General features: G+C 51.5%; 20 protein-coding genes. 6 read left to right on the forward strand and 14 right to left on the reverse strand.

Annotated features, from left to right (window positions below):
• Positions 1 to 70: 70 nt before the first annotated feature.
• Positions 71 to 337: a YqhV family protein gene (locus KQI79_RS13495; RefSeq protein WP_216538771.1), complete on the reverse strand. Its 267-nt coding sequence runs from the start codon at positions 335 to 337 to the stop codon at positions 71 to 73.
• 184 nt (positions 338 to 521) lie between these two features.
• Between KQI79_RS13495 and comA the strand changes: the two genes are divergently transcribed.
• The 3 genes from comA to KQI79_RS13510 all read left to right on the forward strand — a co-directional run bounded on the left by comA (position 522) and on the right by KQI79_RS13510 (position 2,654).
• Entirely contained in the window at positions 522 to 1,340 is an 819-nt protein-coding gene (gene comA, locus KQI79_RS13500) for a phosphosulfolactate synthase (protein ID WP_216538772.1), read from the forward strand.
• 44 nt (positions 1,341 to 1,384) lie between these two features.
• A complete protein-coding gene (locus tag KQI79_RS13505) occupies positions 1,385 to 2,113 on the forward strand; it encodes a 2-phosphosulfolactate phosphatase (RefSeq protein ID WP_216538773.1) in 729 nt (242 codons plus the stop codon).
• A 79-nt stretch (positions 2,114 to 2,192) separates the two neighbouring features.
• Positions 2,193 to 2,654 carry a DUF441 domain-containing protein gene (locus KQI79_RS13510; RefSeq protein ID WP_216538774.1) on the forward strand — a complete coding sequence of 154 codons (462 nt, stop codon included), beginning with the start codon at positions 2,193 to 2,195 and terminating at the stop codon, positions 2,652 to 2,654.
• A 78-nt stretch (positions 2,655 to 2,732) separates the two neighbouring features.
• Here KQI79_RS13510 and KQI79_RS13515 read toward each other — a convergent pair whose 3' ends face one another.
• The 5 genes from KQI79_RS13515 to KQI79_RS13535 form a co-directional block, all read right to left on the reverse strand.
• Positions 2,733 to 3,986 (reverse strand): aspartate kinase, encoded by a 1,254-nt coding sequence (locus tag KQI79_RS13515; RefSeq protein ID WP_216538775.1) that lies wholly within the window; start codon positions 3,984 to 3,986, stop codon positions 2,733 to 2,735.
• Between the two features lie 468 nt (positions 3,987 to 4,454).
• The gene (gene efp / locus KQI79_RS13520) at positions 4,455 to 5,012 is read right to left on the reverse strand and encodes an elongation factor P (RefSeq protein WP_216538776.1); all 558 of its coding nucleotides are present in this window, start codon (positions 5,010 to 5,012) and stop codon (positions 4,455 to 4,457) included.
• A gap of 103 nt (positions 5,013 to 5,115) precedes the next feature.
• Complete coding sequence (locus tag KQI79_RS13525) at positions 5,116 to 6,192, reverse strand: M24 family metallopeptidase (protein WP_216538777.1); 1,077 nt, start codon at positions 6,190 to 6,192, stop codon at positions 5,116 to 5,118.
• Between the two features lie 5 nt (positions 6,193 to 6,197).
• Positions 6,198 to 6,650, reverse strand: coding sequence for a type II 3-dehydroquinate dehydratase (gene aroQ / locus KQI79_RS13530; protein ID WP_216538778.1), 453 nt, complete (start codon positions 6,648 to 6,650; stop codon positions 6,198 to 6,200).
• 121 nt (positions 6,651 to 6,771) lie between these two features.
• Positions 6,772 to 7,257 carry a YqhR family membrane protein gene (locus KQI79_RS13535; RefSeq protein ID WP_216538779.1) on the reverse strand — a complete coding sequence of 162 codons (486 nt, stop codon included), beginning with the start codon at positions 7,255 to 7,257 and terminating at the stop codon, positions 6,772 to 6,774.
• A 231-nt stretch (positions 7,258 to 7,488) separates the two neighbouring features.
• Here KQI79_RS13535 and KQI79_RS13540 point away from each other — a divergent pair, with 231 nt between their 5' ends.
• Positions 7,489 to 8,376, forward strand: a complete 888-nt coding sequence (locus KQI79_RS13540) for a DUF1385 domain-containing protein (RefSeq protein ID WP_483311387.1) — start codon at positions 7,489 to 7,491, stop codon at positions 8,374 to 8,376.
• Positions 8,377 to 8,402: 26 nt separating this feature from the next.
• On the forward strand, positions 8,403 to 8,711 hold the full coding sequence (locus KQI79_RS13545) for a hypothetical protein (RefSeq protein WP_216538781.1): 309 nt from the start codon (positions 8,403 to 8,405) through the stop codon (positions 8,709 to 8,711).
• A 52-nt stretch (positions 8,712 to 8,763) separates the two neighbouring features.
• Here KQI79_RS13545 and KQI79_RS13550 read toward each other — a convergent pair whose 3' ends face one another.
• The 3 genes from KQI79_RS13550 to mntR form a co-directional block, all read right to left on the reverse strand.
• Positions 8,764 to 9,732 carry a patatin-like phospholipase family protein gene (locus KQI79_RS13550; protein ID WP_216538782.1) on the reverse strand — a complete coding sequence of 323 codons (969 nt, stop codon included), beginning with the start codon at positions 9,730 to 9,732 and terminating at the stop codon, positions 8,764 to 8,766.
• Between the two features lie 67 nt (positions 9,733 to 9,799).
• Positions 9,800 to 11,422, reverse strand: coding sequence for a family 10 glycosylhydrolase (locus tag KQI79_RS13555; protein ID WP_216538783.1), 1,623 nt, complete (start codon positions 11,420 to 11,422; stop codon positions 9,800 to 9,802).
• Positions 11,423 to 11,653: 231 nt separating this feature from the next.
• The gene (gene mntR / locus KQI79_RS13560; protein ID WP_216538784.1) at positions 11,654 to 12,079 is read right to left on the reverse strand and encodes a transcriptional regulator MntR; all 426 of its coding nucleotides are present in this window, start codon (positions 12,077 to 12,079) and stop codon (positions 11,654 to 11,656) included.
• Positions 12,080 to 12,285: 206 nt separating this feature from the next.
• Here mntR and splB point away from each other — a divergent pair, with 206 nt between their 5' ends.
• Positions 12,286 to 13,353, forward strand: coding sequence for a spore photoproduct lyase (gene splB, locus KQI79_RS13565; RefSeq protein WP_230191113.1), 1,068 nt, complete (start codon positions 12,286 to 12,288; stop codon positions 13,351 to 13,353).
• Here splB and KQI79_RS13570 read toward each other — a convergent pair whose 3' ends face one another.
• The 5 genes from KQI79_RS13570 to metG all read right to left on the reverse strand — a co-directional run bounded on the left by KQI79_RS13570 (position 13,354) and on the right by metG (position 18,959).
• Positions 13,354 to 14,067, reverse strand: a complete 714-nt coding sequence (locus KQI79_RS13570; RefSeq protein ID WP_216538786.1) for a cytochrome c biogenesis CcdA family protein — start codon at positions 14,065 to 14,067, stop codon at positions 13,354 to 13,356.
• A 55-nt stretch (positions 14,068 to 14,122) separates the two neighbouring features.
• Positions 14,123 to 14,926, reverse strand: a complete 804-nt coding sequence (locus KQI79_RS13575) for a metal ABC transporter permease (RefSeq protein WP_216538813.1) — start codon at positions 14,924 to 14,926, stop codon at positions 14,123 to 14,125.
• 43 nt (positions 14,927 to 14,969) lie between these two features.
• Positions 14,970 to 15,737: a metal ABC transporter ATP-binding protein gene (locus KQI79_RS13580; protein ID WP_216538787.1), complete on the reverse strand. Its 768-nt coding sequence runs from the start codon at positions 15,735 to 15,737 to the stop codon at positions 14,970 to 14,972.
• Between the two features lie 36 nt (positions 15,738 to 15,773).
• Positions 15,774 to 16,814 carry a metal ABC transporter substrate-binding protein gene (locus KQI79_RS13585; RefSeq protein ID WP_216538788.1) on the reverse strand — a complete coding sequence of 347 codons (1,041 nt, stop codon included), beginning with the start codon at positions 16,812 to 16,814 and terminating at the stop codon, positions 15,774 to 15,776.
• Between the two features lie 144 nt (positions 16,815 to 16,958).
• Entirely contained in the window at positions 16,959 to 18,959 is a 2,001-nt protein-coding gene (metG, locus tag KQI79_RS13590) for a methionine--tRNA ligase (RefSeq protein WP_216538789.1), read from the reverse strand.
• Between the last annotated feature and the right edge of the window lie 160 nt (positions 18,960 to 19,119).

Raw genomic sequence — 19,119 nt, forward strand, 5'->3', positions numbered from 1 at the left:
TCGCACCCCCTAGTTGTCCTATCGTTTACCACATATGTATGCCTGGACTATCTTTTTATGACTCTCTGAACTATTTTTTAAGAATTCCGATTAATATACAGCCTACCCCGCAGACGATCCAACCGATTTTGCCCCAGGACAGCTTGTCGGCGATGCCGATCACTCCGATAGACGTCGTCGTAATCAGCACGATCGGCCCTACCAACGCGAGCGCGGTATTGACAGCCAGCGCTTTCTCGGGCTGATTCAAACGCAGCATCAGCAAGGCCGCCAACACTTCGATCGAACCTGACAAAATGCGAATCGACGCCATACTGAGCACAATTTTATCGATCACTTGCTTCGCTCCTTTCCCATTCACCATGCTTTGTACAACTGTATGCAGGCTCGTCTCATTTTAGGAATCGAAAAGTCGAATAAGCGGGACGCCTCCCGTAGGCACATGACTAAATGCGATTGCATATATTACTCCCAGTGGAACGTTCACATGTTCAAACCATCATAGTGAGGAGAATCGTCTTATGGAAGGTAACGCGTGTCCGAATTGGCATCCGCTCTTGCTTGATCCGTCCGGAGAAAGAACAAGCAAACCGCGCCAGACAGGCAAAACGATGATTATCGACAAAGGACTCGGATTACATGCTTTCGAAGATTTGCTGCAAACAGTTGGAGAATATATCGATATCGTGAAACTGGGCTTCGGCACGTCCCCGCTTTATCCGACGGAGGTGTTGCGGCAAAAAGCGGAGATGGCCAAAACGTATAACATATGTTTCATCCCGGGTGGAACGTTTTTGGAGATTGCCGTACAGCAAGACATCGTCCCGTCATTTTTTCATATGATTAAACAATTAGGGTTTACGGGCGTCGAAGTGTCCGACGGCAGCATTTCCTTAACCCGGCGCAAGCGAAGCGAATTGATCGTCAGAGGGCGGGAAGAAGGTTTTGCCGTTTTTTCCGAATTCGGCAAAAAATTGTCGGGTTCCGGCATCGATATGGAGGAGTTGATCGAAACGGTATTCGAAGATCGCGAGCATGGGGCTGAATTCCTTACGATCGAAGGCCGCGAATCCGGGCTCGATGTCGGCATCTACGATAAGCAAGGCGAATGCGTGCAGGAATCGTTTCGCAATATCGTCAGCCAAATTCCGCAAATGGATTGGATTATGTGGGAGGCGCCGCTCAAATCGCAGCAGTTGTTTATGCTGAAGGAACTAGGTGCGAACGTAAACTTGGGCAACATCGCCCCGCAGGATGTCATGACGCTGGAAGCGCTGCGCAGGGGGTTGCGCTCCGACACGTTTGTGACTAAACTTCAAGTATACGATTATGTAATTTAAGAGGTATGCTTCCGAAGCGAGTACAAAATTTAGGAGTTGAGAAAATGCACGTAGATGTAATTGCTAGCGTCAACGAGGCCAGATCCGAACTATTTATCCACAAAACAGCAATTGTGATTGACGCTTTGCGTGCGACGAGTACGATCGTTACCGCATTGGCGCACGGATGCAGCGAAGTCATTCCCGTTGAGACCGTATGCCAAGCCCAAAACGTGCAGCAACCCGGAGATTGGTTGGGTGGGGAACGGTTTTGCAAAAAAATCGCCGGATTCGATGCCGGCAATTCGCCTTACGAGTATATGACCGAAGAAATGACGGACAGAAAGGTCATCTTCACGACGACGAACGGAACGCGCGCGATTCAAAAATCGCTGAAAGCCGCTTATATATTGGCGGGAGCGTTCATTAACGCGACGGCATGCGCTAGAGCAGCCCTGCATTTGAAAAAGGATATCATTCTGCTCTGCTCGGGAACGCAGGACGAGTTTGCGCTGGAAGACGGATTATGCGCAGGCTTGTTGGTCGACCGGTTGCTGCAGCATTCCGATCATCCAAGCTCGATCCAAATTAACGATCTGGGCCTTGCCATGCGCAGCGCCTATCTGCATTCCGCGGACCGGCTGACGCAAACGCTGTACGATTGCGCAGGCGGAAGAAGGCTCTCGAAGCTTGGTTTCGGCAAAGACGTGGAATATTGCGCAGGGGTCGATACCGTACCGCTCGTACCGATTTTAACCGATCATCAGTCCATGAAGCCTTTCCTGTTCGAGTAAAACATCGACGCCTCCCGTTCTAAAACGACTGCTTGTTCATACATTTAATATAGAGACTAACTTGGACAGGGGCGTTACGATGAACGGCGAAATTGTCATGGTCATTCTTATTATTGTCGGCCTGGTCGGCCGCTCCCCTATAATAACGACGGCAGCTTGCATACTGTTAGTCGTCAAGCTCGTGCATTTGGATCGATTTTTGCCGACAATCGAACGGCGCGGTTTGGAGCTCGGGCTGCTATTTCTAACGCTTGGCGTCCTTGTTCCGTTCGCGTCCGGCCGCGTTTCGCTCAAGGATATTTGGTCCGCGCTGACGACCTGGCCCGGCATTATCGCTTTGCTGGGCGGAGCCTTCGCAACTTATATGAACAGCCGCGGCCTCGAACTGCTGAAGGTAGACCCACAGATTATTGTGGGTCTTGTTATTGGCTCCATCTTGGGCGTTATTTTCCTGCGCGGCATCCCCGTCGGTCCGCTCATGGCCGCAGGCCTGACCGCGCTGCTGATGAAGGTCGTGCAAATGATATTCGACCGAATCTGAGAAGAATACCGCTTATATCTATGAATTGAAAAACCTGAGGGCTGCTTCGCCTCAGGTTTCATTGATGTTTTCCAATAACTATCTGCGTTCTTGCGGGCCGCCGACAAACACTTGATCGGCCGTATCCAATCCGTACGCCGTATGCAAGGCGCGTATTACGTCTTGGAGCTTCTCGCCGTCGATGACGCAAGACATTTTAATTTCCGACGTGCTCACCATTTTAATGCTAATGCCGAGTCCGGAGATGACATCGAACATTTTCGCGGCTACGCCCGGAGTGCTAACCATACCGGCGCCAACGATCGATACTTTAACCAGCCCGTCTTCCGAAGTCGCCTCGCGGTACGGCAATTCTTCGCGCAACTGTTCGATCACTTGCAGCGCGCGTTCCCGATCGGATAACGCCACCGTAAAAGAGAAATCCGCTTTGCCGTTTTGTACGCCGCTCTGCACGATAATATCGACATCGATTTTCGCTTCCGCCAACGCCCCGAACACTTTCGCCAATACCCCCGGAACGTCCGGCACTTCCATAATGCTGATGCGCGCTACATTTTTATCGTAAGCGATGCCGCTGACTACTACACCTTGCTCCATCTTCGTTTCCTCCTTGACAACCGTTCCTTCATTATTCGTAAAGCTGGATCTGACAACCAAGCGTACCTTTTGATGTTTCGCGTATTCTACGGCGCGCGGATGAAGCACCGCAGCGCCCAGATTGGCAAGCTCCAGCATTTCGTCATACGAAATTTCGTCCAGTTTGCGCGCGCATTTCACAATTCGCGGATCGGTAGAATAGATCCCGTCCACATCGGTATAAATCTCGCAAACGTCCGCGCGTATCGCCGCAGCAAGCGCAACAGCGGTCGTATCCGAGCCGCCGCGGCCGAGCGTCGTAATTTCCCCGTCCATGGTCATCGCCTGAAATCCGGCCACAACGACGATTTTCCCGTTATCCAACGCGGCGTGGACCCGCTCCGGAACAATATCGACGATACGCGCCTTGCCGTGCGTTCCGTCCGTGCGAAACCCTGCCTGCCAGCCGGTGAAAGACTGCGCTTCATGCCCGAGCTGATGAATGGCCATCGACAGGAGCGCAACGGAGATTTGCTCCCCCGTCGTGAGCAGCATGTCCATTTCCCTTGCAGGCGGATTCGGATTCAATGCTTTCGATTGATCGATCAAATCGTCGGTTGTATCGCCCATCGCCGAAACGACGACAACGCATTGGTTGCCTTGCTCTTTTTTCTCTACGATCCGTTTGGCGACATGTTTCATCCGCTCCGTATCCCCTACGGAGCTGCCCCCAAATTTCATAACGTACAATGCCAAAGGTGTCTCACTCCCACTCTATTTACGGTTGCATAATGTTTTATTATATCATAGATTTCATAACGTGTGTTGCCCAATAGGCGAGTTCCCCCGTCATTTTTGCATCTTCTAACCCGTTTTGATCGGTTGCTCAGCAAAGCGCTGCTATGCATCTTTTTTCTCGCTTTGATGGAGGATGAACTCGAATCCGCACCCTTTTTCGATGCAACGCCAGTAGTTATGGGGTAAAGAGCGAACCGCAGTTGCTGTTGGGCTGGCTGTTATCGCCTGCTTTGTAACAAATAATGGATTCTGAGTCCGCAGATTGGCTAGTGGCGCCTATCTGATGCAAATCAGGGATCTTCCGGCCGCCTCGCTTGCTGCGGACACCGTCTCCCGCGGCCGCTAACCGCCAAAAAAAGCCTCCCTGTCACGAATATCGTGCAAGAGAGGCTTTCCGCTATAGAAAACAATAACCGCCGATGACGATTAAGCCCGGGAAATGTATTTCCCTTCGCGCGTGTCGATTAGCAGTGTGTCCCCTTCGTTAATAAACAAAGGAACTTGGACGTTTAATCCTGTCTCTACTTTCGCGTTTTTCGTTGCGCCGGTAGCCGTGTTTCCTTTAATGCCCGGCTCGGTTTCCACCACTTTCAATTCGACGCTGTTCGGCAGGTTGATACCGAGAATTTCGCCTTGATAGCTGACGATATGAACATTCATATTGTCCTTCAGGAAATTCAATTCCCACTCCAACTGCTTGCCGCTCAAGCTGAATTGGTCATATGACTCGTTATCCATAAATACATGCTCGTCGCCTGATGCGTATAAATATTGCACTTCGCGGTTGTCGATTTGCGCCTTGCCGATCGTTTCGCCCGCGCGGAACGTACGCTCCACCGTATTGCCGTTGCGCAAGTTTTTCAGCTTCGAACGAACGAATGCCGCTCCCTTCCCCGGCTTCACGTGTTGGAAATCAAGAACCGTAAAAATATCCCCGTCCACTTCGACGGTTAATCCTGTTTTAAAGTCGTTTACTGAAATCACGAAAATTCCTCCTAAAAATGTTTGTGAAGCGACGCGTCGAATGCGATCGCCAACTTTTCTTCCTTCATGAAACTCATGTTGTGAATTCATTCGTCCGAAGCATTTACGCGTCAATCGTTATAAATTCTTTCGTGGAATGAGTCAATATTTTAATCCCGTCCTGAGTAATGACGATGTCATCCTCGATCCGTACGCCGCCGAATCCCGGAATATAGATGCCGGGTTCAACGGTAACGACCATGCCGGGCTTTAAAATCGTGTCGCTCAGCTTCGAGAGGCGCGGAGCCTCGTGAATTTCCATGCCGATGCCGTGGCCGGTGCTGTGGCCGAAGCTATCGCCGTAACCGTGGCGCTCGATCATATCTCTCGCCAAGGCATCCGCTTCGCTGCCGGTCATCCCCGGACGGATGTTCGCAAGCGCATGCAGTTGCGCTTCCAATACGATATCGTATATTTCGCGATGTTTGTCCGTCGGTTTGCCAAGCACGACCGTGCGCGTCAAATCGGAGACATAACTGTTCATATATGCGCCGAAATCGAATTTGACGAACTCGTCCTTCCGCAACACGCGGTCGCTCGCAACGCCATGCGGCAGCGCCGAACGTTCGCCGGAAGCGACGATCGTTTCGAACGAAGTCGAGGTCGCGCCTTTTCTCCGCATGAAAAACTCCATCTCCAGCGCGATTTCCTTCTCCGTTATTCCCGGCTTCAACATCGTCAAAATATGGGAAAACGTCGCATCCGCCAAATCGGCGGCTTCCTGAATCAAAGCCAATTCCCGCTCGTCTTTCACCATGCGCAGTTCTTCGACAAGGCCGGACATGGGAACCAATCGAATCGTCCCTGCTTGCGCCTCGTACGTCTTGTATGTACTGAACGCAACATAATCCTGCTCGAATCCGGTACGCTTCACTCCAACCGCCGCGAGCAAATCCCGAACCGTCTCCATCACTTGCGGGCGATGCTCGATCACTTCAAAATCCGGAGCTTGTTGCGCAGCTTGCGTCATATAACGAAAGTCGGTCAACAAATACGCCTTATCCATCGTAATCACAACATAACCGGACGACCCGGTAAAACCGCTCACATATTGACGGTTTACGCCGTTCGTAATAAACAGTGCTTCCAATTGCCGCGCTTCCATCGCTTGGCGGAGTTGTTCCACCCGTTTGTTATTCAATACGATCAACCTTCTTTCATTTGCGCATTCAAATGGCGATGCAGCGCAATCAGTCCCAGTTCGTAACCGGCGGCTCCGAAGCCGGCGATTTGACCGAGAGCGACGGGTGCGATCACCGAAGTATGACGAAACGATTCTCTCTGATGAATATTCGACAAATGTACTTCGACGACAGGAATCGAGACGGTGCTGATGGCATCGCGCAACGCGTAACTGTAATGCGTGAATGCGCCGGGATTGAACAAGATGCCTTGCGCAACGCCATAGGCTTCATGGATCCGGTCGATGAGCGCCCCTTCGTGATTCGATTGGAAGAACTCGAGGTCCATGCCCAATTCGCCCGCTTTGCCGCGCAGCGCCGCTTCAATCGCATCCAATCCGACCGATCCGTATATGCCTGGTTCGCGAATTCCTAGCATATTCAAGTTCGGTCCGTTCAACACTAATATTGTAAGCATTTACGATCGACCACCCGCACTGATATATCCGTAATCCTACGGTAAAATAACCACATGATATTTTACCATAAATGTCCGCGGTTTGAGAAGCTTTTGTCGCACGGATCGACCGGGCGGAAGATCAATTGCGCGCTTCACGCGGTTCTCTCACCCGCTCGTCGTTGAATTCGAACGCCGTCGTATAGCCGATGAACAGCCCCCATAGCACAAAAACGCAAAACTCGGATATAATCGTATTCCAATTGGAATGCGTCACGCGATTCACCATGCCGGCGGCGGGTCCGGCAAATACGAACAATATCGCCCACCACAACATGCCGTACACGATTCCCGGCCACGGGCCCAACAATTTGCGAAACAACAGCGTATAGATGAGCGTTGCGAGAATGGACAGCAGTATAAATAACAGCGTTCCGGCGGCATGGCCGGCAATCGACTGCCAGAAGGAAGCGCGGTAGAACGGTTTGAGCATAAAGCCGGGACTAACCGACGTAAAACGAAACCAATAAAAAAACCACCGAACGAGCCCCCAAATCAATCCCGCAAAAAAACCGAGTTGAATGGAGAACCAGAACATATTCGTGTTGCCTTTCTTTCGTCTTTTCATATGTATAAACCTCCTTCTGCAAGATTCGCACGGATCTATCCGGTAGTATGCGCAATTGGCACTATCGTAATCAAAGTAGCATTTCTGCCGCAAATTCGTTACAATTAAGGTAGCTTCGCCCTCGAACGAGTCAGGCGCAGCGGGAAGATTTTTACTTGGGGAAGGTGACACTCATTGTCTGATAAAGCAAAAACCGCAATATACGGCGGACAAGCGGTCTTGGAAGGGGTTATGTTCGGGGGGCAATACGTGAATGTAACGGCCGTAAGGCGGAAAAATAACGAAATCGCGTTTTTCGAAGTTCCGAAAAAAGAAAAACCGTGGGTGAAACAGTTAAAGAGAATACCTTTTATCCGCGGAATCGTCGGATTAATCGACTCGAGCGCCAAAGGGTCCCAGCATTTGAACTTCTCGGCGGAAGCGTACGCGGAGGACGAAGTAGGCCCCGAGGAAGCCGCCAAGCAGAAGGAAAAGGAAAGCTCCGGCTTTAACCTGACGATGATTCTCGGCGTCGCCGTCGTCGGCATTCTCTCCTTCCTCGTGGGCAAATTGGTTTTCACTTTAGTTCCTGTTTTTGTCGAGCAGTTGATCTTTGGCCAAGCATTCGAGAATAAAATATTACACAACCTGATCGAAGGCATCATTAAGATCGCATTTCTGTTAGTTTATTTGTGGGTCATTTCGCAAGCCCCGCCGATCAAAAGATTGTTCCAATACCACGGCGCGGAGCATAAAGTCATCAGCGCTTACGAAGCCGGCTTGGAACTGACGGTAAAGAACGTCCAAAAATTCAATACGCTGCATTACCGGTGCGGAAGCAGTTTTATCGTCTTATCGGTTATTATCGGCGTCATCATCTATTCGTTTGTGCCTTGGGACAACTTATGGGAACGCGTTATTCAAAGATTGCTGCTCCTGCCTGTCGTACTCGGCGTTTCGTACGAGGCGCTCCGTTTCACAAATTCCTTGCGCGACGTGCCGGTGCTTCGTTACCTCGGTTATCCCGGCTTGTGGCTGCAAAAACTAACGACCAAGCAACCGACGGACGATCAGGTGGAAGTTTCGATCGCTTCGTTCAACCGAATGAGAGAGTTGGATCGTCAATTTGCCAATCAATAATTTTTTAGCGAAAGGATGAGAGCGTGATGGTGAACCGGTACCGGATTACGGCCTACATTTTTATCGCATTTGCGCTAATCGGTTTGGTTGTAAGCATACTGGAGCAGCCCGGCCAATTTATCATTCCTTTGCTCGTCATTGGAGTCGTCTTCGTCTTGTATAAGTTTCCGCCGCAACGGTTTCGTTCTATGCGGCCCGGAGCCCGCGGCGGTTACCGCCGGGTGGAGGCGAACCGCGTTCGTCCGGAGAAGCCGAAGCGCAAACGCGCTCCGTTCCGGGTAATCGATGGCTCGAAGAAAGGTCCGGACGACGACGATTATCCCAAGTATCATTAAAGCAAAAGAAAGCAGCCCCTCCTCTTCAAGAGCGGGCTGCTTTTGTTTCGGGTTATACTTTCAACGCCGTTACGTATTTCTTAAAATGCACTTCGTAATCCTTCACGGTCCAGCCTTCAAAAAAATGAGTGCCCGCCGCTAACCCCGCATCGTACAATTTCAAGCTTTCCTCCGTACTAATGTCGAATTGAACCGTCCCGATGCCGAGCGTCGGGACTTTAATCGTACGGTAACGGTTATGCTGCTCGATATACCGTTCGTCATGCGCCGACATCATCGTCTCGAACATCGCTTCGAACATGGAGAACGGCCCGTTAATCCGATGCGGCTGACTTTCCGTTTTCCCTACCAGTTGAAAACCGATCGTCGGTACGATCGGCGTTTGCCCTGGCTTGCATTCCCGGTCGAACAACCAAAGCGGGAAGTTGCTGAGCAAGCCGCCGTCGACGATATAGGCGAATTGGGTTTTGAATTTTTTGCGCCCGCCGACGGAATGCGCTTCGCGAATCATGACCGGATCGAAGAAATAAGGAATGCTCGTGCTCATGCGAATCGCCTTGGCCACTTCGAATTGAGCGGGATCGATGCCGTATTGGGATATATCGTCCGGAAGTACGAGCAGCTTGCCGTTCGTAATGTCCGAAGCGATGATGCGAAGTTGGTTTTTTGCCAAATCGCCGAACGTACGCACCTTTTTCCGCAACAAAATGTTTCGGATCCAATACTCCAACGCCTCGCCGGAATAAAGCCCTTTCTTCCATAGCACCCTGGCGACGGGGCCGATTACTTTGACGTTAAATATAGGCGCTCTCGTAAGCAATGTGGAAAACGGCGTTTCGATGATGATCTTCTTCATTTCCGACGCTGTAAATCCGGCCGCAATCAATGCCGCGACGATCGAACCCGACGAAGTGCCGGCCACCCGTTCAAATCGGACGCCGTGTTGTTCCGCCGCCCGCACCGCTCCCGCCAGCGCGATTCCTTTGACACCTCCGCCTTCAAATACGGCATTGACCCGCATTCGCACATCACCCTTTTCGCAGTCATTCCTCTACTGGAAATGTATGCGGCGGAGGGTTGTCACTATGTTATTGCCGATAATACGTTTTCAGCCTGTCGGCGATGCCGAGCGTATTTTTGCGCAAATCTTTGGCGCTGAAGAAGATGCTGCCGCTCACACCGCCAATTTGGCGATTGTAATCGAGTTGCGATAGAAGTCCCGCGGCGCTGGACCATCCCGCTTCGCTCGTCCCGAGCTTGTATGGCGCATGACCGATGTAAAGCTTCACCCCGGTTCCCTTCGTTTCGTTCGCCCACCAATCGACGAGCGTGGCGTAAGGGGCCGTTTTATGTTCAAGACTCCAGTAAATTTGCGGAGCGACATAATCGATCCAGCCGCTGCGAATCCAGTTGCGCACATCGGCATATAAGTTGTCGTAGCTGCTCAAGCCCGCCGCCGTATTGGAACCGGTCGGGTCCATCTTTTGATTGCGCCATACGCCGAACGGACTAATGCCGAATTCGATGCCGCTTTTTACCGCAGCGATTTTTTTGCTTAATTGCTCGACGAACAAATCGACATTATGCCGCCGCCAATCGCCTTTGTCCGCGAATTGTCCGTTATTGTACTCCGCATAGGCCGCATCGTCTTGAAACGGCTCTTTGTCTTCGCCATATGGATAAAAATAATCGTCCAGATGCACGCCGTCGATATCGTAATTCCGCACCACTTCCATGATGCTGTCGACGATGAAGTCGCGCGCCGCCGGAATGCCCGGATCGTACATCAACTTCCCTTGATGGCGAACGACCCATTCGGGATGCTGCCGCGCCGGATGCTCGGCCGCCAAGTTCTCCATTTTATCGTCTACGCTGATCCGGAAAGGATTGAACCAGGCATGAAACTCCATGTTCCGCTTATGCGTCTCTTCAATCATGAAAGCGAGCGGATCGTATCCCGGATCCTGTCCTTGCACGCCGGTCAAATATTTGGACCATGGCACATATTGCGACGGATAGAATGCGTCCGACGTCGGGCGGACTTGCACGATCGCCGCATTCATCCCCATATCTTGCAAATCGTCAAGCAGCTTCGTAAATTCGCTTTGCTGCTGCTCCGCGGATAGTCCCGCTTTCGTAGGCCAGTCAATATTGTAAACGGTAGATACCCATGCGGCCCGAAATTCGTCCCCCGCCGGTTTGTCCGGTTTCGACGGTGTCGGGACAGACGGAGACGGGACGGACGGTTCAGACGGAGCGGAAGCGGCGAATAGCCGGACGGCTCGTGCGGCTTCATCCCAATTGACGGTCATCCCCAAACTTTCGCCTACGAAACGAAGCGGCACCATCGTGCGCCCGTTTCTCATTTCGGCCGAAGCTTCCAGTTCGACCGGCTCTCCGTTTACGGTTGCGGTCTTCTTCCCTTTGGCCAAAGAAATGGCCGTATCCTGACCGCTAATCGAAACCGTGCCCGATCGTTCGTTCCAATCGACGAATGCTCCTAGCGACTCGCCGATCACTCGGAGCGGCACCATCACTTTGCCCGCTTTCGGCACGATATAGGGAGCCGTATCGGTATGTATGCGCGATCCGTTTAAGTATAATTCGATCTCCTTGGCGCCAGCCGCTTCGGCTTTTGCCGCAAATACGGCTGTCGTCTGCAAAGTCAAAACCAATGCGATGAACCATATCGCAACTCTAGTAAACTTCAATCCGGCTCACTCTCCTAAAACGTATTGTACGACTCCGCAGCAACTCTCGCACCGGCAAATTCGGAATATTGCTAGATTCTTTTCGCTTGCCGGGCATAACAATGCCCTGCCCTCGCTAGCCTGGCAATGCGGCCGCCTGCGAAACCTCAATAGTATTGACGCAATGAACAAGGCAAAAGTTTCCCGCACCGCAAAAAATAAGAAATGCCCGTTTCGTAGAAACAGGCATTGTTACGCGTCGTTTTCCAATTCGTTATGTATTTCCTTCAGCTGCTGCAGCCTCTCAGGCTCCCGCCGAAAGTATTCGACCAACGATTCGATGCAAGTAATGGAGTCCCAACTTAGATGATGTTCGATTCCTTCCACATCTTTGTAGATATTTTCCTCCTGCACGCCGATTATCTCGAGGAAATCTTCCAACAATGTGTGGCGCTCCATCAAGCGTTTCCCCATTTTCTTTCCTTTATTCGTCAAAACAAGGCCGCGATATTTCTCGTAGATGAGATAATTGTCTTTATCGAGCTTTTGTATCATTTTCGTTACGGACGAGGGATGAACTTCCAATCCTTCCGCGATATCCGAAACCCGGGCATACCCTTTTTCATCGATCAATTTATAAATTCGTTCCAAATAATCTTCCATGCTCGGCGTTGGCATGCGATTCCCTCATTTCACATATAAACTTCGAATTGAAACCACTTTTAATGATACATGGATTTACATAAGAAAAGCAAGCCTTGCCGAGCAAATCGAGTCGGAAAAGCCTTCATTTGCATGTTTCGATCCACGCATCGCAAGGAAAACTAAAGATTGACTGCCCCGGCGGGAAGGGCATGTCAAAACCTCTTGAAGGAGGGTTTTCGTTGAATACTGCGGCATCTGCAAATCCTATCGCCGGAAAACGGACGAAATTATTCGTGCCCGAATTGGTCTATTTCGAACCGAACGCATTGCAATATCCAAAAGGCGAAAAAATTATGCAATGGGTCAAAGCGCAAGGAATTCCGTACCAAATGACGACATCGCATAACCGCATCACGAATTTGCCCGGCGAATCCGACCTGGAGAAATATAGAATCGCCAAAAAAACGCTCGTCGTCGGCCTGCGGAAAACGTTGAAGTTCGATCAATCCAAGCCTTCGGCCGAATACGCGATTCCGATCGCAACCGGATGCATGGGACATTGCCATTATTGTTATTTGCAAACGACGCTGGGCGCGAAACCGTACGTTCGGGTGTATGTCAACACGGACGAGATTATGGCGGCGGCAAAACGTTATATCGACGAACGCGCGCCGGAAATAACCAGATTCGAAGCGGCATGCACGTCGGACCCTGTCGGGTTGGAGCATATTACCGGATCGCTTGCCGAATTGATCGAATTTATGGGTAAGGAAGAGTACGGCCGTTTGCGCTTCGTGACCAAATACCATCATGTCGACTCGTTGCTGGGCTTGCCCCATCGCGGGCATACGCGCATCCGCTTCAGCGTGAACGCGGACTATGTCATCCGGAATTTCGAGCCCGGTACGTCGCGCTTTATGGAACGAATCGAAGCGGCGGGGAAAATTGCCAAAGCAGGCTACCCGTTAGGGTTTATTATCGCCCCCATTATTTGGTTTGACGGATGGGAACAAGGCTACGGAGAACTGTTGCAGCGGCTCGGGGAAATATTGCCGCCGGAGGCGGCCCAAGACTTGACGTTTGAGCTCATTCAGCATCGGTTTACAAAAACGGCCAAAAACGTCATCGAACAGCGTTATCCGAAGAGCAAGCTCGAGATGGACATCGCCAAACGCAAATATAAATGGGGGCGCTGGGGGCAGGGCAAATACGTCTATCCGGACGAAAAAGCAAACGCCCTGCGGATGTTTCTCGCAGAGCGGATTTTCGAGCATTTTCCGGCGGCAGCCATCGATTATTTCACGTAATTAAAACTTGAGCCATTCCGGCGTAATGGATTGCAGCCAAATCGTAATTTTGGTCATTTGATCCGTAAATAGCAAAATTCCCATAATAATCATTAAAACGCCGCCGATTTTCATCAGCATGTTCGAATATTTCAAAATCCATTTGGTCGAACCGATGAAAAAAGCGAAAATAAAGAACGGCAGCGCAAAACCGAGCGAATACGCCGTCGTCAAGTTAAACCATGCGGTCGGTTCCGTTGCGGCCAGTCCGATAATGGCCGTTAAGATCGGGCCGATGCATGGGGACCAACCCGCGGAGAAGCCGATGCCGAATACAAAAGAGCCTATGTAACCGGCCGGTTTGAATTTCAGGTTCAGCTTGCGTTCCCTCATCAAAAATTGAGGCTGGAACAAACCGGTCAAGAAAAGACCCATCGCGATAATTAAGACGGCGGCAAGTTGGCGGATCAAGCTTTTGTATTGTACGAACACATCGCCGATGAGGCTTGCGCCGTAGCTTAACGTATAGAACACGACGGAAAAACCTAATATAAAAAAGAATGTATGGGATAGCGTGCGGAACCGCACCTCTCTCTTATTTTGCTCCGTTTTGAGCGTATTGACGGACATGCCCGTAATAAAGGATAAATAAGAAGGATATAACGGCAAGCAGCATGGCGAGATGAAAGAAGCGAGTCCCGCCCAAAAAGCGATCCATATATTTACGTTAGACAAGAATGTTTCCCACCTTTATGCAAAACGAGAGTCTATTTGATGCAACCTCTACTGGTTATATTTTCATACCTCGTTTTACTATAAGTGTAACAATCAAAATCGCGATAAGCAACAACACGATTGTCCCGCCAGGCGCGAGGCTCCATACGCCGGCAATGAGCAGTCCGGCGATCGCCGCGATTTCGGCGATGAGCGCCGCGAAGAAGACGGATTGCTTGAACCCGCGCGCAATAAGCAAGCTGCATGCGACAGGAATCGTCAACAGCGCGGAAATAAGCAGCGCTCCCACAATTTTGATCGAAGCGCTCACCACGAGCGCGGTCAACACCGTAATCAACACATTCAAATACCGTACCGGCAGCCCGTTCACGGCTGCGGCATCCTCGTCGAACGACATCAGGAACAGTTCCTTCCATAACAAAGCAACGACGAGCAGGACAACCGCCGATATGCCGCCCACAACGTAAAGATCGGTGTTCGTAAGCGTATAGATGCTGCCGAATAAATAACTTGAAACGTTCAAGTTATAGCTCATGCCGAGCGTAAACAACAAGGAGGCGAGCGCCACTCCCCCCGACATTATGATGGCGATCGACAACTCCGCATAGGTTTTGTACGCTTTGCGCAATCTTTCGATCGCAAACGACGCGGCGAGCGCAAATAGCAGCCCGACCGCCAGCGGATATACCCCGATGAGAAAACCGAGCGCCACGCCCGCGATCGTCACATGCGCAAGCGTATCGCCGATCATCGACAATCGTCTCAGTACGAGAAACGTTCCCATCAAAGGCGCCATCAGCGCTATCAAAATTCCTCCGGCAAGCGCGCGTTGAAAAAAGCCGCTGGCCAATATATCCATCAACATGTCCGAACGTCTCCCCTTTTACTCCTCAGCGACTCCATTATACAAAACTGTGCCGCAAATCCGTCTGTTCGCAATTTTCCACCTCATGGGAATGCTTGACGTAAAATTTTAATTTGCCGCTTTGCAGCAGCGGTTCTTCGCCGATATATTCCTCAACCATCTCGATATCATGCGTAACCATAACGATCGTCATTCGATGATGCTGGTGCATATGGCGGATTAATTGAAAAAAATTATGCTGCGTTTCCACGTCGATTCCTACGGTCGGTTCGTCGAGAAGTAAAAGGTCGGGTTTGTTAATGAGCGCCCGGGCCAAAAAAACGCGCTGTTGCTGCCCCCCGGACAATTGCCCGATCCTCTTGCCGGCCAAATCCTCAATCCGCATGACCTGCATCGCATCTTCCGCCTTGCGCAGATCCTCTCTCCCAATCCGCCGAAACATCTTTCGTTTGTTGTACATTCCCGACATGACGACTTCCTTCACCGTAGCCGGAAAGAGCGGATTGAACGAATTTTTTTGCGGGACATAGCCAATTCGTTCCCAATCGCGGAATTGCGCGATCGGGCTGCCGAACAAGTCGATCCGTCCGGCGCTTGGAGTCAGGAGCCCGACAATCATCCGCATCAACGTCGTTTTGCCGGCGCCGTTCGCCCCGACCAAACCGACAAAATCGCGCTGCTTGACAACGAAATCCAAATTTTGAATGACGATTTGATGTTGGTATGAGAAATTCACTTGTTCCAATGTAATGACAGGATCGTGGCAAGCCGCCGTTCCATCCGTTTGCGCCGTCCGAATCGTCATCCCCACATTCTCCTTCTTGAGCGTTTATCGTATTTTTTATTGTAATGCCTTCATTAAATTTTGCAAATTTTGCTCCATGACCGATACGTAATCTTCCCCGGCGTTCGCTTGCTCTTTCGTCAGGCCTTCCAACGGATTCAGCACCAAAGTCTCCACATTCGTCTCATTGGCCAGCGTACGGGCCAACTGATCGGATACGAGCTCCTCGAAGAAAATATAACGTACATCGTTCTCTTTCACGAAGGCGATCAAGTTCAGCAAATCCTGGCTGCGCGGCTCCGCTTCCGGCGACAAACCCATAATCGCTTTCTGCGTCAGTCCGTAATCCCGGCATAAATATCCGAACGCTTGATGCGATACGACGATCTCCTTCCGGGCGGCGGAAGCAAGGGAGGATCCGAATTCATCGTCCAATTGCCGCAACCGCTGCGCCAACGCTTCGTAATTCGCTTCGTAATCCGCTTGATGCTCCGGGTCGGCCTCGACGTAGCTGCGGTAAATATTGTCCGCCATCTTGAGCGCCGATTTCGGGCTTACCCAAGTATGCGGATCGACATGCAAATCTTCGTGATCGTGCCCGCTGCCCTCATCTTTATGATCCCCATCTTCGCCATGGGCATGTTGCTCGTCTTCATGCTCATGCGCTTCCCCGGTTCCCTCTGGGCCGTGCTCATGCCCGTGGTTATGCCCGTCGTCTTCCGCCGTATACAGCAGTTCGATTCCGCTGCTGACTTCCACCGTCTTCAAGTTCGAGTTTGGATCCAATCCTTGCAGAAACGTAGGCACCCACCCTTCAAAGCCGGCGCCGTTGTACATAAAGAGCTGCGCCTTGGAAGTCACCAGCAGTTCCTGGCTGTTCGGGCTCCATTCATGCGGCTCGACGCCCGCCGGAATCAAATTCATCACGTGAGCGTGCTCTCCCCCGATTTGCCGCGCAAAATCGTAAATCGGATAGAAGGTGGTCACGACATTGATTTTGCCTTCTACAATGTTCATTTCGTTCGAGCGGCCGCAGCCTGCAAGTATTACGGAAACGGCCAGCGCAAGCAGCAGCGCCGTCATCGTCATTCTTTTCATGATCTAAAATCCTCCGCTCATTAATCGTAATTATTACAAATAGGATTATAGGAGGTAAATTGCACGATTGTCAACATAAAAAACTTCCAATCGCCAAAAACGCCGTCCTCTTCCTTGAAAGGAAGAAGCGGCGTTGGTATATCGTTATTTCACTTTCGCGCCGTTCGGCATGCCGTCAGGTACGGTAGCGAGCGTCAATTGATCGCCTTGCGACGCGGCCAAAATCATCCCTTGCGACAATTCGCCGCGCAATTTCACCGGCTTCAAATTCGTCACGCAAATGACTTTCCGGCCGACGAGCTGTTCCGGCGTGTAAAATTTGGCGATGCCCGAGACGACTTGCCGTTGCTCGTAACCGAGGTCGAGCTGCAATTTCAACAATTTATCGGCTTTTTTGACCGGTTCTGCGTGAATGACCTGCGCAACGCGCAAATCGACCTTCATAAAATCGTCGATCGAGATTTCTTCCGCTTCCTCCGCTGCCGCCGGAGGCGCGCTTGCGGAGCTTGCGGACGGCGATTCCGGCTCGTTCCCCGCCGCATCGGCGGACGGAGCCGTTCCGGACATCGCCTCTGCGATCGCCGCCACTTCTTGTTCCGCGTCCAGCCTCGGGAAGATCGGCTCCCCTTTGCTCAGCTTCGTTCCCGCCGGAATGATGCCGAAGGTGCGGATGCTGCCCCACGACGTCAATTCCCCGGCGGAGATGCCGAGCTGCGCCCACACTTTATGCGGCGCTTGCGTCAGGAACGGCTGCAGCATGACCGAGGCAATGCGCAGCGATTCGATCAGATGCGCCATGACCGAGGCTAGTTCGCGGCGCTTCGCTTCGTCTTTGGCGAGAACCCAAGGCTGCGTCTCGTCGATATATTTATTGCTGCGGCTAATAAACTGCCAGATGGCGGCTAAGGCGACGGAGAACTCCATCTGCTCCATCGCTTCTTCCATTTTCCGCACCGCCGTCTCCGCCGCCTCGACCAGCGCCGCGTCGTAAGGCGTCACATTCGCCTCGTATTGCGGCGTTACGCCGTCGAAATATTTATCGACCATCGCTACCGTCCGATTGAGCAAATTGCCCAGATCGTTGGCCAAATCGGAATTGACCCGGTCGACGAAGCTTTCCGGGGTGAACGTCCCGTCCGCGCCGAACGGCACTTCGCGCAGCAAATAATAGCGCAGCGCGTCCAAGCCGTACCGGTCGATCAGCATGACCGGATCGACGACATTGCCTTTCGATTTGGACATTTTGCCGTCCTTCATCAACAGCCAGCCGTGGCCGAATACTTTCTTCGGCAGCGGAAGATCCAATGCCATCAGCATAATCGGCCAATAAATCGTATGGAAACGCACGATTTCCTTGCCTACCAAATGGACGTCCGCCGGCCAATACCGGTCGAACAGCTCCGTGTCGTCCGAGCCGTAGCCGAGCGCCGTAATATAGTTGGACAAAGCGTCGATCCATACGTAGACGACATGCTTCGGATCGCCCTTCACTTTGACGCCCCAATCGAACGTCGTCCGCGATACCGCCAAATCTTCGAGACCCGGCTTGATGAAGTTGTTGATCATTTCGTTCTTCCGCGATTCGGGTTGAATGAAGTCGAGATGTTCTTCGTAATATTGCAGCAAACGGTCGGCGTATTTGCTCATCCGGAAGAAATAGCTCTCCTCTTTCACCCGTTCCACCGGACGGCCGCAATCCGGACAATTTCCGTTCACCAACTGCCGTTCCAGGAAGAACGATTCGCAAGGCGTACAATACCAGCCTTCGTACGTCCCTTTATAAATATCGCCCTGCTGCAGCAAACGGTCGAAAATGATCTCCACGGCTTTCTTGTGGCGTTCATCCGTCGTACGAATAAAATCGTCATGGGAGATATCGAGCTTGTTCCACAATTGCTTGATGCCCGCGACGATGTCGTCGACGAATTGTTGAGGCGTCTTGCCGCTCTCCTTCGCCTTGCGCTCGATTTTTTGCCCATGCTCGTCCGTCCCGGTTAAATACCGGACATCGTATCCTCGCAGGCGCTTATATCTTGCCATCGCATCACCGGCCACCGTCGTATAGGCGTGCCCGATATGCAGTTTATCGCTCGGATAATAAATCGGCGTCGTAATGTAAAACGTTTTTTGGCTTTGAGTTGCCATGCCGCTCTTCCTCCTTAAACATGATTAAAATGCAAAAAAACTCCCGTCCCATTATGGGACGAGAGTCTCGCTCACGTGTTACCACCCAAATTCCCGGTATCTTCGCAGATATCGGCTCCGTAAGTCCTTCCTCAGGACTGCCCCGTTAACGCCGGGTCGC

Source organism: Paenibacillus sp. MSJ-34 (genome assembly GCF_018918005.1).
Classification (GTDB): Bacteria; Bacillota; Bacilli; order Paenibacillales; family Paenibacillaceae; genus MSJ-34.

What these genes read in the sequence shown, in the direction of transcription:
- comA (WP_216538772.1), top strand. Translation starts at nt 522, where the DNA reads ATGGAAGGTAACGCGTGTCCGAATTGGCATCCGCTCTTGCTTGATCCG.
- KQI79_RS13505 (WP_216538773.1), top strand. Translation starts at nt 1,385, where the DNA reads ATGCACGTAGATGTAATTGCTAGCGTCAACGAGGCCAGATCCGAACTA.
- KQI79_RS13510 (WP_216538774.1), top strand. Translation starts at nt 2,193, where the DNA reads ATGAACGGCGAAATTGTCATGGTCATTCTTATTATTGTCGGCCTGGTC.
- aroQ (WP_216538778.1), bottom strand. Translation starts at nt 6,650, where the DNA reads ATGCTTACAATATTAGTGTTGAACGGACCGAACTTGAATATGCTAGGA.
- KQI79_RS13535 (WP_216538779.1), bottom strand. Translation starts at nt 7,257, where the DNA reads ATGAAAAGACGAAAGAAAGGCAACACGAATATGTTCTGGTTCTCCATT.
- KQI79_RS13540 (WP_483311387.1), top strand. Translation starts at nt 7,489, where the DNA reads ATGTTCGGGGGGCAATACGTGAATGTAACGGCCGTAAGGCGGAAAAAT.
- KQI79_RS13545 (WP_216538781.1), top strand. Translation starts at nt 8,403, where the DNA reads ATGGTGAACCGGTACCGGATTACGGCCTACATTTTTATCGCATTTGCG.
- KQI79_RS13550 (WP_216538782.1), bottom strand. Translation starts at nt 9,732, where the DNA reads ATGCGGGTCAATGCCGTATTTGAAGGCGGAGGTGTCAAAGGAATCGCG.
- mntR (WP_216538784.1), bottom strand. Translation starts at nt 12,079, where the DNA reads ATGCCAACGCCGAGCATGGAAGATTATTTGGAACGAATTTATAAATTG.
- KQI79_RS13575 (WP_216538813.1), bottom strand. Translation starts at nt 14,926, where the DNA reads ATGGATATATTGGCCAGCGGCTTTTTTCAACGCGCGCTTGCCGGAGGA.
- KQI79_RS13580 (WP_216538787.1), bottom strand. Translation starts at nt 15,737, where the DNA reads ATGACGATTCGGACGGCGCAAACGGATGGAACGGCGGCTTGCCACGAT.
- KQI79_RS13585 (WP_216538788.1), bottom strand. Translation starts at nt 16,814, where the DNA reads ATGAAAAGAATGACGATGACGGCGCTGCTGCTTGCGCTGGCCGTTTCC.
- metG (WP_216538789.1), bottom strand. Translation starts at nt 18,959, where the DNA reads ATGGCAACTCAAAGCCAAAAAACGTTTTACATTACGACGCCGATTTAT.